The 14,680-nt window shown below is 43.7% G+C and carries 13 protein-coding genes; all 13 read right to left on the minus strand.

Going from position 1 to position 14,680, the window contains the following annotated elements; all coding sequences use genetic code 11:
• Positions 1-21: 21 nt before the first annotated feature.
• On the minus strand, positions 22-1,107 hold the full coding sequence (gene serC, locus FAY33_RS05655; protein ID WP_143319789.1) for a 3-phosphoserine/phosphohydroxythreonine transaminase: 1,086 nt from the start codon (positions 1,105-1,107) through the stop codon (positions 22-24).
• Positions 1,108-1,138: 31 nt separating this feature from the next.
• Entirely contained in the window at positions 1,139-2,818 is a 1,680-nt protein-coding gene (ilvB, locus tag FAY33_RS05660; RefSeq protein WP_143319790.1) for a biosynthetic-type acetolactate synthase large subunit, read from the minus strand.
• A 19-nt stretch (positions 2,819-2,837) separates the two neighbouring features.
• Positions 2,838-4,499: a dihydroxy-acid dehydratase gene (gene ilvD, locus FAY33_RS05665; protein WP_143319791.1), complete on the minus strand. Its 1,662-nt coding sequence runs from the start codon at positions 4,497-4,499 to the stop codon at positions 2,838-2,840.
• A 103-nt stretch (positions 4,500-4,602) separates the two neighbouring features.
• Positions 4,603-5,691 (minus strand): 3-isopropylmalate dehydrogenase, encoded by a 1,089-nt coding sequence (leuB, locus tag FAY33_RS05670; RefSeq protein WP_143319792.1) that lies wholly within the window; start codon positions 5,689-5,691, stop codon positions 4,603-4,605.
• Positions 5,692-5,901: 210 nt separating this feature from the next.
• Complete coding sequence (locus tag FAY33_RS05675; protein ID WP_143319793.1) at positions 5,902-7,236, minus strand: CapA family protein; 1,335 nt, start codon at positions 7,234-7,236, stop codon at positions 5,902-5,904.
• 10 nt (positions 7,237-7,246) lie between these two features.
• Positions 7,247-8,095, minus strand: coding sequence for a transporter substrate-binding domain-containing protein (locus FAY33_RS05680; RefSeq protein WP_143319794.1), 849 nt, complete (start codon positions 8,093-8,095; stop codon positions 7,247-7,249).
• 124 nt (positions 8,096-8,219) lie between these two features.
• The gene (locus tag FAY33_RS05685; protein WP_143319795.1) at positions 8,220-9,194 is read right to left on the minus strand and encodes a DUF4340 domain-containing protein; all 975 of its coding nucleotides are present in this window, start codon (positions 9,192-9,194) and stop codon (positions 8,220-8,222) included.
• 13 nt (positions 9,195-9,207) lie between these two features.
• Positions 9,208-10,578, minus strand: coding sequence for a GldG family protein (locus FAY33_RS05690; protein ID WP_143319796.1), 1,371 nt, complete (start codon positions 10,576-10,578; stop codon positions 9,208-9,210).
• 10 nt (positions 10,579-10,588) lie between these two features.
• Positions 10,589-11,455, minus strand: coding sequence for an ABC transporter permease subunit (locus FAY33_RS05695; RefSeq protein ID WP_143319797.1), 867 nt, complete (start codon positions 11,453-11,455; stop codon positions 10,589-10,591).
• On the minus strand, positions 11,452-12,444 hold the full coding sequence (locus FAY33_RS05700) for an ABC transporter ATP-binding protein (RefSeq protein WP_143319798.1): 993 nt from the start codon (positions 12,442-12,444) through the stop codon (positions 11,452-11,454). The genes FAY33_RS05695 and FAY33_RS05700 overlap by 4 nt, the downstream gene beginning before the upstream one ends.
• A gap of 168 nt (positions 12,445-12,612) precedes the next feature.
• Complete coding sequence (locus FAY33_RS05705) at positions 12,613-13,497, minus strand: DNA glycosylase (RefSeq protein ID WP_143319799.1); 885 nt, start codon at positions 13,495-13,497, stop codon at positions 12,613-12,615.
• A gap of 19 nt (positions 13,498-13,516) precedes the next feature.
• A complete protein-coding gene (locus tag FAY33_RS05710; protein WP_143319800.1) occupies positions 13,517-14,143 on the minus strand; it encodes an HAD family phosphatase in 627 nt (208 codons plus the stop codon).
• A 17-nt stretch (positions 14,144-14,160) separates the two neighbouring features.
• A complete protein-coding gene (gene greA / locus FAY33_RS05715; RefSeq protein WP_143319801.1) occupies positions 14,161-14,664 on the minus strand; it encodes a transcription elongation factor GreA in 504 nt (167 codons plus the stop codon).
• Positions 14,665-14,680: the final 16 nt, after the last annotated feature.

Raw genomic sequence — 14,680 nt, forward strand, 5'->3', positions numbered from 1 at the left:
ATCGGATCTCCTTTCCATCTTTTATTTGCTGTGTTTCTCTTCAAAGTCCTTCATGAAGGCAACTAATTTCTCCACGCCTTCCGTTGGCATGGCATTATAGATGCTGGCGCGCATTCCGCCTACGGTTCTGTGTCCTTTTAAGTTCTCAAATCCTGCTGCTTTGGATTCTTTAACAAAAAGCGCATCCAGTTCCGCATCTCCTGTTACAAAAGGAACATTCATCAGGGAGCGGTCTTTCTTTTCCACAGTTCCTTCAAACATCTGGCTCTGGTCCAGGAAATCATAAAGAATGGCCGCTTTCTTTTCATTGATCTCTTTCATGGCACTTAAACCGCCTAATTTCTTTAACCATTTAAACACTTTACCGCAGATGTAGATTCCGTAAGCCGGAGGTGTGTTATAAAGGGACACTGCATCAGCATGAGTTTTATATTTAAGCATGGTAGGAGTACCTGGAAGTACTTCATCAGTTATTAAATCTTCTCTGATAATGGCAATCACAACTCCTGCAGGCCCTACATTCTTCTGGGCTCCTGCAAAAATCAGGCCATATTTTGAAACGTCAACAGGTTCCGATAAGAAACAGGAGGAGAGGTCAGCAACCAGTGTTTTTCCCTTTGTATCAGGAAGAGTCTTATATTTTGTTCCATAAATTGTATTGTTCTCACAGATATAAACATAATCTGCATCTTCCGAGATTGGCAGATCGGAAACATCGGGGATATAACTGAACGTCTTATCCGCACTCGATGCAACCGCATTGGCTTTTCCATAAAGCGAAGCTTCCTGGTAAGCCTTTTTTGCCCATTGTCCGGTGATGATATAATCGCCTACGCGGTTTTTAAATAAGTTCATCGGGACCATGGCAAACTGCTGGGATGCACCTCCCTGTAAAAACAATACTTTGTAATTATCCGGGATTCCCATTAATTCCCTAAGATCTGCTTCTGCTTCGTTGATGATGGTTTCAAACATCTTCGAACGGTGGCTCATCTCCATAACGGACATTCCACAGCCCTTATAATCCAACATCTCCTCTGCGGCTTCTCTTAAGACTTCTTCCGGCAGAACTGCAGGTCCTGCGGAAAAATTAAACACTCTGCTCATATCTCTTCCTCCTCATAATGTTAGCTGTCTGCTAAATCTTTAAATCTTCTGCGTCAAATACCTCTTCGATGGGCGCTCCAGGAGAAACCATAGGGAACACCTTTTCATCGCAGTGAATCTGACAATCTATAACAACAGGAACATTTAAGGCAATGGCTTCTTTTAATACCGGTTCAAACTCTTCCTGACTGTTCACCCGGTAAGCCTTTGCGCCCATTCCTTCTGCTATCTTAACAAAATCCACCTGATCATTCAACTCTGTATGGGAATAACGCTTTCCGTAAAACAGTGTCTGCCACTGCCTTACCATTCCAAGCACATGGTTATTTAAAATAATCTGAATGATGGGGATATTATAACGGGTTGCTGTGGCAATCTCATTGAAATTCATGCGGAAACAGCCATCTCCCGCCACATTGATAACCACCTGATCCTTTACGCCCATCTTTGCTCCGATGGAAGCTCCAAGACCGTAACCCATGGTACCAAGTCCTCCGGAGGTGATAAAACTTCTCGGATATTTATACTGATAGAACTGTGCCGCCCACATCTGGTGCTGTCCTACTTCCGTACAAATAACCGCCTCCCCTTTGGTTATATCATAAATCTGCTCAATAATCCAGGGTCCTGTGAGAATCCCCTTCTGATACCGCATGGGATACATGTCTTTTAACCGGTCAATATGAGCAAGCCACTCTTCGTGATTGATTGGATCCAGACGGGTATTTAACTTCCTTAAGATGGACTTTACATCTCCGATCACACTGGCATGGGTCTTAACATTTTTATTGATCTCCGCAGGATCTACATCAAACTGGAGAATCTTGGCATTGCGGGCAAATTTAGAAGCTTTTCCAATTACCCGGTCACTGAATCTGGCTCCAACAACAATTAATAAATCACATTCTGTAATTCCCAGATTGGAGGTTTTCGTTCCATGCATCCCAACCATACCGGTATAAAGTTCATCGGTGCCGTCATAAGCACCCTTTCCCATAAGGCTGTCTGCAACAGGAGCCTGAATCTTATGGGCAAAGGAATAAAGCTCCTCTGCCGCTCCTGCAATCACCGCACCGCCGCCTACAAATATATAGGGTTTATGGGCTTTACGGATTAATTGAAGTGCAACCTCCAGGTCTTCTTCCGTAATGGTATCTTCCTGACGCACAATGGGTTGTGGTTCCTGGTATTCATATTCACAGGCTGCTGCGGTTACGTCTTTGGTAATATCAACCAGTACAGGACCCGGTCTTCCTGTCTGTGCAATCACAAAAGCTCTGCGGATGGTATCCGCCAGCTTTGTGATGTCTTTTACAATGAAGTTGTATTTTGTAATGGGCATGGTAACCCCTGTAATGTCTATTTCCTGAAAACTGTCTCTTCCCAAAAGCCCAAGGGCTACATTACAGGTGATTGCCACCATGGGAACAGAATCCATATAGGCAGTCGCAATTCCAGTTACAAGGTTGGTGGCTCCGGGTCCTGAGGTTGCCATACAGACTCCTACTTTTCCGGTTGCTCTGGCATATCCGTCCGCTGCGTGAGATGCCCCCTGCTCATGAGCGGTCAGAATGTGATTGATCTCATCCTGATGTTTATAAAGGGCATCATATATATTCAGGATCGACCCACCCGGATATCCAAAAACCGTATCCACCTGCTGTTCCTTTAAGCATTCGATTACAATCTCTGCTCCTGTTAATGTCTTCATAGGCCACTCCTTTTTTTTATTAGATTTCTAAGATTGCTCCACGGCTGGCGGGAGCTGCCATAGCTGCATACCTTGCAAGATATCCGGTAGTTACCTGAGGCTTTCTTGGCTTCCATTTCTCTTTTCTGGCTGCCATCTCTTCATCAGATACCTTTACATCCAACCGGTGGTTGTCAATATCAATGGAGATAATATCTCCTTCCTCCACCAGTGCAATGGGACCTCCCACCGCTGCTTCGGGACAGGCATGACCAATGGAAGCACCTCTTGACGCACCGCTGAAACGTCCGTCTGTAATCAGGGCTACGGAGGAACCAAGCCCCATTCCTGCTATCGCAGAGGTGGGATTTAACATCTCTCTCATACCGGGTCCTCCCTTAGGGCCTTCATAGCGGATTACAACCACATCTCCTGCTACAATGCTTCCGCCTTTGATCGCTGCAATGGCATCCTCTTCACAGTCAAAGACCCTTGCAGGACCTTCATGCTTTAACATCTCCGGTGCTACGGCAGAACGCTTAACTACTGCAGTATCCGGTGCCAGATTGCCTTTTAATATAGCGATACCGCCAGTGCTGCTGTAGGGATTCTCTACCGTACGGATCACTTCCGGGTTTTTATTTACACAACCTTTGATGTTCTCTCCTACGGTTTTACCGGTCACAGTGATACAATCTAAATCCAGCAGTCCCAGTTTGCTGATTTCATTCATAACAGCATAAATTCCGCCTGCTTCGTGAAGATCTTCTATATAAGTAGGACCAGCCGGAGCCAGATGGCAGAGGTTGGGAGTTTTCGCACTGATCTCATTGGCAAGTTCCAGATTTAAATCAATTCCGGCTTCATGTGCAATTGCGGGAAGGTGAAGCATACTGTTTGTGCTGCATCCCAATGCCATATCCATGGTCAGCGCATTGCGGAATGCTTTGTCTGTCATGATATCACGGGGACGGATATTTTTCTCAAGCATCTCCATAACTGCCATTCCTGCATGCTTTGCCAGCCTTAACCGCTCGGAATAAACCGCCGGAATGGTTCCGTTTCCTTTTAATCCCATGCCCAGCACTTCGGTCAGACAGTTCATACTGTTAGCCGTATACATACCGGAACAGGAGCCGCAGGTAGGACAGGCGTTCTGCTCAAATTCCTTTACATCTTCTTCTGACATATTGCCTGCCGTATAGGCACCAACTGCTTCAAACATGCTGGAAAGGCTGGTCTTATGTCCATGCACCCGTCCTGCTAACATTGGTCCGCCACTGACGAACACTGTGGGTACATTAATACGGGCTGCTGCCATTAAAAGTCCAGGAACATTCTTATCACAGTTTGGAATCATAACCAGAGCGTCAAAGGCGTGGGCTCTTGCCAGACATTCGGTTGAATCCGCAACTAAATCTCTTGTAACCAGTGAATATTTCATACCGATATGACCCATGGCAATTCCATCACAGACTGCAATGGCTGGTACCATAACCGGATTGCCGCCTGCCATGGCAACACCCATCTTGACCGCACTTGTGATCTTATCCAGGTTCATATGTCCCGGTACAATTTCATTATAGGAACTGACGATTCCAATTAAAGGCTTCTCCATCTCTTCCTCTGTCATCCCCAGCGCATGAAACAGGGAACGATGAGGTGCCTGCTGCATTCCTTTTCTAACTGAATCACTCTTCATCTGATGCACACTCCTTTTTTTATGATTAACTTTCTGATTATATGGAAATCCGGGAGCGGTCAAAAACCACAGGTTTTCTCCCCCTTCCGGCAATAATTGGCGTTTATTCTTTTATCTGTGCTGCAATTAAATCTCCCATTTGTGTTGTGGATACTCTCTTACAGCCTTCTGATAAAATATCTGCGGTCCGGTATCCATCTTTTAAGACATTTTCCACCGCATGTTCGATTGCCTGCGCTTCCTGATCAAGATCAAAGGAATAGCGGAGCATCATAGCCGCTGATAGAATGGTGGCTATGGGATTTGCAATATCTTTTCCTGCTATATCAGGAGCAGAGCCATGACTTGGTTCATACATTCCGAATTTGCTCTCATTCATACTGGCTGAGGACAGCATTCCGATTGACCCTGTAATCATGCTCGCCTCGTCAGATAAAATGTCTCCAAACATGTTCTCTGTGAGAATTACATCGAATTGTCCCGGATTCATCACAAGCTGCATGGCACAATTGTCCACCAGCATATGGCTCAGTTTGACTTCCGGATAATCCTTTGCCACTTCTTCCACCACACTTCTCCACAGTCTGGAGGAATCCAGCACATTTGCCTTATCCACGCTGATCACTTCTTTTCTGCGCTTCATGGCAATGTCAAATGCTTTTACGGCAATTCTGCGAATCTCATTCTCATTATAAGTAAGAGTATCCACAGCCGTCATCACACCGTCCACTTCTTTTGTGGAGCGTTCTCCAAAATACAGACCGCCGGTCAGTTCTCTCATGATCACCATGTCAAACCCGTCTCCAATGATCTCAGCCTTTAACGGACATGCCGCCGACAGTTCTTTATATAGATAAGCGGGACGTATGTTGGCGAATAAATTAAGACCCTTGCGGATGGATAGCAGCCCCGCTTCAGGTCTCAGATTCGGTGCCACATCGTACCATTTTGAATTTCCCACATCTCCGCCAACTGCGCCAAGGAGAACGGAATCACTTTGTTTCGCTGTTTCCAGCGCTTCGTCTGTCAAAGGAACTCCATGAGTATCAATGGAAATCCCTCCCATCAGGACCTCTGTATACAGGAATTGATGTCCGTATACACTTCCAGTCTTATCAAGGACCTTCCTGGCTTCCCGAATGATCTCAGGTCCGATTCCATCACCAGGAATCACTGCAATATTGTAATTCATCTCGTCCTCTCCCTCTGTGCCGCTGTACCACGCGAATATATTTCTTCTCATAATAGAACATTTATCGGGATTTTTCAACTAAAATAAAAGATTTTTACTGGAAACAAATATATGAGAATGGAATTGATCCTATAATGCAGGGTTATAAAAGAGAAAAAAACCTCCTGCCCCTTCTTTGCCGTCCGGCATGAAAGGACAGGAGGAATAGCCTTACTTTAAGGATTTTAAGGTAAGACGGTTCTGATTCCATACAAGTTCTGTATGATACCGTTCCCTGCTGATGCGGTTAATCCGCTCTATTAATGAGTCCGCCGCTTCCTTGGAAGCAAGTACCGGCAGACCTCTTTTTGTTACAAAGGAATGAGTGAGCTGTAAATCAATGGGAATCAGTTCATAATCAAACTGTCCGCTCTCCCGGTCCAGCTCAAACTCCACCATGAAATTTTCAGAAAACTTTCTGTCACTGTAAAATCCCTGCCAGTTCCCTTCCCGGTCCTTGGTCCTGTTTTTATGAAGGGTGGAAGGAGATTCATTCTCTTCGTATCCATAAGAAGCGAACATTTCTGGAGAAATAATAGACTCCCCTGCTTCAAATTCCATAAAAAGACTTCCCATATTATAGAAAACTGGCTGTCCGTGGTAAAGCTCCACTCCCCTGGTAAAATGAGCGCCATGACCAAAGACACAGTTGGCTCCCGCATCAATGGCTTCATGAGCGAACGCTTCCACAAACTGCGCCGGATAATCTGAATACCAGTTTTCATTCTCGCCTTCATGGGTGTGAAGATTCACAAATACAAAATCACTGCGCTCTCTTGCATCCCGGACAGTCTTTATAATCTCCTGTCTGTCCTTTTCATTGGCAGTGGTCCTGATCCCCGGTTTCTCTCCCTTTTCAAAGGTCAGATACCCCTCAAACAGGGAACCGAAATCGTAGATATCCTCAGACTTGTCATGAAATGTCTCAATCCGTTTTCCTTCCATCATGCTTGCATGAACACCGATCCGTCTGCTGATGGCCTTGATGGTCTCAAAATCCGTTTCATCCACCACATAGGATCTGGACCAGCGGAGAGGATTCACACCTGGACGTCCTGGAACTCCATTCCCTGGATTGGCTGCTGCAAAAACTTCACTTCTTGTAACACCCACTGTAATAATGGCAATTCTGCCGTCAGGTGTATCTAAAAACACTGGTTTTCTGGCTTCTGACAGGCTTTGACCCACCCCGAGAGGAGTGAGTCCATAGTTCTTCGCTGCCTGAATGGTGTCAAGCATTCCCTCCACACCATAATCTCCCGTATGATTGTTTGCAAATCCTACATTTCTTATATTTAACTGACCAAATTCCTTTAATGCCTTTGGCCTTACACTGGTCTGGTATCCTCTTCCAGCCGCAGGAGAGGTATTCTCCTCCGGCGTAACAAATTCTGCGTTTGTAAATACCTCATCAGCCTTCTGCAGACGGGATAATACCTCCGGATCAATGGTCTTATTTAAGTTACTGCTGGAAAACAGGGAATCACCTGTAATTAAAAATTTCATACCGCACCTCTTATTTATTCTCTATTAATTCCTTTTTGGGAAGGTAGTTTCCGCCAAGCTGTTCCTCGCTGATCTTTAAAAGAGATCCATCTTCGTACATTTCCTTAATCCTTTTGTTGACCTTTTCTACTAATTCCTCTTCTCCTGTTTTGGCAAACAGAATATAGGAACCCGGATCACTGTTCTGGCTGGAAAACGGTACTACTTTTAAATTGTCAAACCCCTGGTCCCGAATGGCTTTCTCTGCAGAGATGCGGGAGATAATCCGCACATCATATCGTCCTGATTCAATGCCTTCAAACTGTTTAATAAAATTCTCATCCGTATAAACAATATCTGCCTTTGCATCCGGATTTGCTTCGTTATAATTTTCAAGAATGGTTGCTCCTGAGTTTCCCACTTCGGTTACGGCTTTGTATCCTTTTAAATCCTCAAGAGATTTTAAAGTCTCATCCTCTTTGCGGACTACAAATACATTGGCATTTTCAATAACCGGCACGGAAAACGTATACTTCTCCTGACGTCCGGGATTGGCGCTGAAATTGTTAATTCCAAGCTGGAAACGTCCGCTGTCGATTCCGTTTAAAATACCTTCAAATTCCACAACATTAAATTCCAGTTTGTACTCCGGAAGTCCTTCAAAGACCTTCTTCACCACTTCCACATCATATCCTGTGAGGCTGCCGTCTTTTTGATAGCTGAAAGGATTGCTGACCCCGCTTGTGGCAACTACAACTGTTGTCTGTTTATTCCCGTCATCTGAGCCGGACTCCGGCTGAACTGCTTTATTATTTGCGCATCCGGCAACGGAAGCTGCCAGCAGAATAGAAATCATAACGGTCCATATTGTTTTTTTCATTCATAAGTCCTCCTGTATTGATTACTGAGGACTTATTATAACACAACAATCATAGTAATCCTATCTGTTTATCTGATTTTTTTAAGTATTTCTCTGGAAACGTTCCCATTGCAGTTTTAAAACTCTAAGCTTTTTTATCTACATTCAAACACTTTTCAATGGACTCTTTCTCAATCTCATTAATTTTTTTAGAGTCTTTTGTGCGGGTATAATAACTTCCTGCTTCATTATTTAAAGCCCCTACAGACAACTGAAACGTTTCTTCTTTTCCATTCTTTTCATAGGTATAAGTAATTTGTGCAGCGGGCTGATCCAATCCGTATTGTGTTAATTCCTGTTCTGTGACTTTATAATTTACACAGTCCTTTACTTTTAAACTGCTTAATGAATCCGCAAGAACATTTAATGCTGAATTGTCTTTTTGTTTGTTATCCGGAGAATCAGCGGAATCTTTATACCATTCAACCGTTCCCTTTTTCTCATCAATGGTTTTCTTTATAAAATGACGGGTATTCCCATTTTGAGTGATGGTAATGGTCTTAATATCTTTTCCCGCTATTGCCGGAAACTCCTCCAGTTCCATAAAATCATGAAGCTCCCCATCTGTAGCATTATAAAGAGCTGAACTGATTAAGTACGGGGTATTTTCTCCTTCTATCATGGCATAATAATTGCCATCCTCTGTCGTATTACCCAGATAAATTACCGTTTCATTCCCATCTTTCCCGGTTACATGAATCTTTCTCACCGGTTTATCAAGTCCATAGGCACGAAGTCCGTCTCCACCCTCCAGATTGCGTAAAGCTTCCAGCTTTGATGCTGTAGAAACAAAAGAATCCAGTTTTGTCTGCTTTACCGGAAACAATGGGTCCCCATCGTAGTTCCATACTCCGTCTTTCTTTGTAAAAGAGAGTTCCTGCCCGTCTTTATCATAGGATATGGCAGCCACATCAGCCAGATTGGTCACATAGGTTTTTTCTGCCTCTTTTTTCTGCTCCTCCTTTTTCTGGGAATGTTCCAGATAGAGCGTGACGCCGCCGTATATAATACAGAGAATCACAAGGGCAATGATGCCATAGATAAGACCTTTTTTCTTCATGTCATACCTCCTTTTACAGCCGTCTGCGTTTCAGCCAGATCACCAGCCCGGTTAAAAGAGTTGCTGCCGGAATGACAAAGACGAATAAGATTCCCCACCAACCGCCTCGTGTAACCGTATTATAAGGAACATCAAGACTTTTTGCCGGAATGGACACATTGGCTACATCGTCATAGTTTGCAGTCACCGCATTCATGAAAATACTCAGATTACTCAGATTTGTAAAACTGGTATTTAAATTCTCATCAATTAACGTAGGTGTACTGAATAAAGTAAGCCGGGAGGTGCCGGAATCCAGTGTCTTTTCCGCAACAGCACCCAAAAGATAGGTGCCTTTTGTCTGTTTATCAGCCGTAACCATCATACCGCCGTCACTGGTTTCCATAAACGGGGTAACCTTCACCCCAGCCGGAAGATTCTGTAGCTGGGTAATGGGAGCAGACTGCAGTACAAGAGCTGCCAGTTTCCGGTCAATATTATCAGTCACATCACTTCCAGAGGGAAAGGCAGGAAATATATAATAGGGATTGTTCTGGTAAAAATTCTTGGTATCGGCAACAAGACCATTTTCAAGATTTAACCCATATTCATTGAACAGATCCCTTAAATTAGGACGTTCCTTTTCTGAATAACCGGCAAATACCATAAGATTGCCTCCCTTATCCAGGAAATCGGAAACCATCTTCTTCTCGTCGTTGGCAAGGTCTGATTCCGGTGCATTCATGAGAAGGAGTTCACAATCCTCTGGGATACTCCCGCTTGTCAGAAGATTTAAAGTAGTTACAGCAAGGTTAGACTTGGTAAGCTGATCCGTAACCGTGGCTCCAAGAGGAGCTTCCCCATGTCCCTCACTGACATAGATCTTTTTCTCCACCGCATTCATAACATGAGAAATGGCACTGGTCAACTGCCCCTCCCCGTCAAACTGGGTCTCTTTGGACTGCCCATATCCATAATAAGCAGCTCCATCGTCCTGTATGATTTTTGTAAATGGAATGGATTCTGTCTTATTCGTAGCCTTACAGCTTACAAGCAACGTATCATCCTGTGCCTTTAGCTGATTAACCTGATCCGGATGAAGAACAGAATCTATGTTCTCTACCTGGATATGGGAGGATAAATCCTTATAACGTTTTACAAAACTGGTGATCCGCTTATCAACGGCTGCCGGGTCCCCTACTACATAAATTGTAATATCTTTATCCAGACCTTTCAGCAGATCTTTGGTTGTCTGTCCCAGGCTGTAGATCTGGCTGTTACTCATGTCCCACTGCCGTACTTTTTCAGGAAGGCGGCTGACAATCATGTTCAGCAAAATAACGGCTGCAATCACAATGATTGAAAGAATTGCTGCATATCCGCCTTTTTTTAATTTTCTGGTCATTTCCATCCTCCTAACTCCATCTGCGTTTTTCTATGGACTGTACCGTCAAGAAAATCAACAGGAATATAATGCTGATGTACAATACCAGTCCGCCTGCATCAAAGATGGAACGGCTGGAAAAATTCTGGAACACATCGGTAACTGCCACCTTTTCCAACACTTTCACAAGTGCCCGGTCAAGCAATCCCCTTTTCAGAAAATAGATTCCCAAAATAACGGCTGCACCAATTACTTCCAAAATCCCAGTCAGAAGATTATGGCTGGTAATCCTGTATACAAAAAACACTGCCAATGTCCATAAAAGAAAGAAACCAATGGCAGAACCAGAAGCAGTGGATGGCAGAAATCCCATCAGACTGGGCCATAAAAGCAACAGCAGAATAATACCAAAGGTTCCTACTGCAGCAATAATCTGGCTCTCTGTCAAAGAAGACACAAACATGCCAATGGCTATGTATACACATCCAAGAAGGAAAAATGCAAGTATGGAAGCATAATCTGCCTTTAAAAAAGCGGTGCCGTTCATCTTAATAATCAACGGGCAGACACTGGTAAGAAGAACCGGAACAGCAAATACAGTTACCATGGACAGATATTTTCCTAAAACCACCTGGACAACGGAAACGGGTGCCGTCAAAAGAAGCTGGTCTGTCTTTGTCTTTCTGTCATCTGCAAAGCTTCTCATGGTAAGTACCGGAATTCCAATCATAATAATGGTTACCATACCGGAAAGGGTATAGGAAAAGTACGGATACCCGCTCAGCATGTTATATGCCATGAAATAAATTCCGATAAACATTACAAGAAATGCAATAAAAACATACCCGGTCATCGACTGGAAATGGGATTTTAATTCTCTTTTATAAATTGCACTCATTCCGCTTTTTCCTCCTCTCTCTCTTCTGATTCCTCTTCATCTACTTCACTGGTCAGCTCTAAAAATACTTCCTCTAAAGATGCTCTCTGGGATGTCATGGAACGAATGGGAAGCCGTTGATCTGCAAACGCAAAAAAGATCAGATCCCGAACATCCTCTCCGTTCTCACCCTGTTCTCCATTTAAACGGAAAGATACATTTTTTACGCCCTCTTCTCCACTTTCCTCTACAATCAGTTCCTCAATCTGAGAAATGGGATTTAAAGCGTTTAAGATGTCTTCTTTATCCGCCTTTACAAGCATTTCCATTCCCAAAGCCCCTGCCATCTGGCGTTCCAGATTCTCCGGTGTGTCACTGGCGATTAATCTTCCCCTGTCAATAATCATGATATGGTCACAGACCGCACTGACCTCGGACAGGATATGAGAGCTTAGAATTACCGTATGATTTTTTCCAAGCATTCTTATGGTATCCCGGATCTCAATAATCTGCTTGGGATCAAGTCCCACAGTAGGCTCATCTAAAACAATTACAGGTGGAAATCCCAGCACTGCCTGAGCCAGACCTACACGCTGTCTGTAACCTTTTGACAGATTTCGGATCAGCCGTCCTTTTACTTCCGTAAGTCTGGCAAGCTCCATCACTTCCTTCACCGCCTGCTCTCTGTCTTTTTTAGGAATTTTTTTTAATTCCGCTGCAAAAAACAGTTGTTCTTTTACGGTCATATCCACATACAACGGGGGAATCTCCGGCAGATAGCCAATGCACTGTTTTGCCTTTTCCGGATCTTCCAGAATATTGTTTCCATTGATGAGAACATCTCCCTCTGTGGCACCGATATAGCCGGTCATAATATTCATGGTGGTTGACTTTCCTGCACCATTTGGTCCCAAAAAGCCATAGATCTGCCCATCTTCAATTGTAAAATTCAAATGGTCTACCGCCAGATGACCGCCGTAATCCTTTACCAGGTTTCTGACTTCAATCAACGTTCTCTCCTCCTGTTCTTTTTCGCATATTTGCGTTCCCACTTAGATTAGTGGGAAATTGTGAAAAATCTGTGATATAAATTTGTTGATTTTGTGATGAAAGTATGAATTATCTCGACAAAATATGCAAAAAGAAAAACCCAGACAGCTTATGCCGCCCAGGTCTTTTCAAATAGAAGAAAGTGGTTCTTTCTTCGCCATGTTATTTACTTTATAATAGAACATGTATTGCTGAAGAATTCCTGCATATCCCTGATACCGTTCGAGAGGAAAGCCTTTTGGATAATAGGATTCCAGAATCTGCTTCACATGAGTATCTATGGGGAAAGCACCTACATGATGAAGTCCGAATAAGCAGATGCAGTCCGCAACCTTTTTTCCAATGCCATATTGATCTGTGAGCATTTTGTGAGCAGTCTCATATTCTGCAGTTTTTAATTCACGAAGCCATGCCTGTCCCTTTTCATCGCTTAAAAATTCGCCCATGGACAACACATATTTGTCCCGGTATCCAAGCCCCAGCCCAGACAGCAGTAAAAGCCCAGCCTCTTTGACCGCCTCTGGTTTTGGGAAGGCATAATACATCCGCTCTGTCTCTCTCAGACTCCCATCTGAGGAACAGACAAAACCGGTTCCGCTCTTCTTTTCTCCAAGTTCCGTACAAAGCGTCTCAACACTTTTACGGATGCGGGCAATGTTATTATTCTGGGAGACCAGAAACGTAAGAATCATCTCCCACAGATCCTGCTTTAAAATTCTTACTCCCCAGCCCCATTTCATGGCTTCTTTCAGATAAGCATCGTCAGAAGCAACCTGGTTTTTATAATTCCCGTAATTGGTTCCCAAATCAAAATATTCCGCCCAGAAGCCATGAAACTCTGCCTCTGAACAGGAAAAAGCAAAGGATTCCCCTTCCTTTGATGCCTCCACATAATTCTCACCGGCAGCGATGGTGAAGATGTCATTTTGTTCTTTTCTTTTGTTCATGCGGAAACACTGTCCAGACCTGGCAATCTGCTCTAAGTCCATATCCTTTATCTCAATCCGGTACATGATACATTTCTCCAATTCTTTATGTAAGCGGCTGACCCTCATTTAACTGCGACAGATATTCTCTTAACAGACCAATATCTCCGTCTGCAAAGCAATACCCATCCATTCCGCATGCCCTGGCTCCTTCAATATTCATAGGAAGATCATCAATAAAGAAACATTCCTCTGGTTTCAGTTTAAAACGTTCAAATAAGTGAAGGTACATCTCTTTTTGCGGTTTGATACATTGTACCTCTGCTGAGAAAAGAATTCCATCAAAGTGTTTGATTCCCGGAATCATCTGATAACAGGTAAGAAGACGGACGGAGGCATTGGAACAAAGATAGATTCCAAACCCCTGATTCTTTAGCTCCTCTACCAGTACCCCCATGGCTTCATTCGGCATCATGTTATATTCATGCCAATGATTGAAACAAAGGGCAGCCATTTCTTTTGCATGGTCTGTCTCCAGACGCGCCTGCATTCTCTTTAATGCCTCTTCTTCACTCATAAGACCCATATCGAGAAACAGCCACTCCTGGGAATCAAACACGGAAGCTGTCACTGCCTTTCTTTCCGTTTCATCCTCTATAAAAATACGGCAGACTTTGTCGCCTTCATAATCTACCAGCACTCTTCCCATGTCAAATACAATATTTTTAATCATTCGTTTTCTCCCATGGATCAGTAACTTCTCAACTGGTCACTGCCATCATCCTTCGTATTCTCCAGTCGTCTGACCACCACATAGTATCCAGTATTTTCATCCACCTTTACATATACCCTGTCCCCTACTTTATGCCCCATAATGGCACTTCCCAAAGGGGACTCAGAACTGATCAGCCCCTTTATGGAATTGCCTCTGACGGTTGTAACCAGTTTATAGGTTTCGATTTCATCATCCTCTTCAAAATACAGATCTACCGTATTATAAAGACCGATCTCATCTTCACTGGACTCATCGGATATAACCTGTGCGGTCTTAATTAGCCGCTCCAGGTAACGAATTCTGCTTTCATTCTGGTTCTTGTCCTTTTTTGCCGCATGATATTCAAAGTTTTCACTTAAATCGCCATGGGCTCTGGCTTCCTTTACTGCCTCCAGAGCCTCTTTGCGGACCACCAGTTTCCGGTGCTGAATCTCTTCCCTGATCTTTTTTATGTCATTTTCCGTTAATTTATCGAACACTTCTCTATTCCTTCCA

The sequence above is a fragment of the Clostridium sp. HBUAS56010 genome (genome assembly GCF_007115105.1).
In the GTDB taxonomy this organism is placed as follows: Bacteria; Bacillota; Clostridia; order Lachnospirales; family Lachnospiraceae; genus Lacrimispora.

Coding starts and splice junctions, on each gene's coding strand:
- FAY33_RS05675 (WP_143319793.1), bottom strand. CDS start 7,236: ATGAAATTTTTAATTACAGGTGATTCCCTGTTTTCCAGCAGTAACTTA.
- serC (WP_143319789.1), bottom strand. CDS start 1,107: ATGAGCAGAGTGTTTAATTTTTCCGCAGGACCTGCAGTTCTGCCGGAA.
- FAY33_RS05695 (WP_143319797.1), bottom strand. CDS start 11,455: ATGAGTGCAATTTATAAAAGAGAATTAAAATCCCATTTCCAGTCGATG.
- FAY33_RS05710 (WP_143319800.1), bottom strand. CDS start 14,143: ATGATTAAAAATATTGTATTTGACATGGGAAGAGTGCTGGTAGATTAT.
- leuB (WP_143319792.1), bottom strand. CDS start 5,691: ATGAATTACAATATTGCAGTGATTCCTGGTGATGGAATCGGACCTGAG.
- FAY33_RS05680 (WP_143319794.1), bottom strand. CDS start 8,095: ATGAAAAAAACAATATGGACCGTTATGATTTCTATTCTGCTGGCAGCT.
- ilvB (WP_143319790.1), bottom strand. CDS start 2,818: ATGAAGACATTAACAGGAGCAGAGATTGTAATCGAATGCTTAAAGGAA.
- FAY33_RS05685 (WP_143319795.1), bottom strand. CDS start 9,194: ATGAAGAAAAAAGGTCTTATCTATGGCATCATTGCCCTTGTGATTCTC.
- ilvD (WP_143319791.1), bottom strand. CDS start 4,499: ATGAAGAGTGATTCAGTTAGAAAAGGAATGCAGCAGGCACCTCATCGT.
- FAY33_RS05690 (WP_143319796.1), bottom strand. CDS start 10,578: ATGACCAGAAAATTAAAAAAAGGCGGATATGCAGCAATTCTTTCAATC.
- FAY33_RS05705 (WP_143319799.1), bottom strand. CDS start 13,497: ATGTACCGGATTGAGATAAAGGATATGGACTTAGAGCAGATTGCCAGG.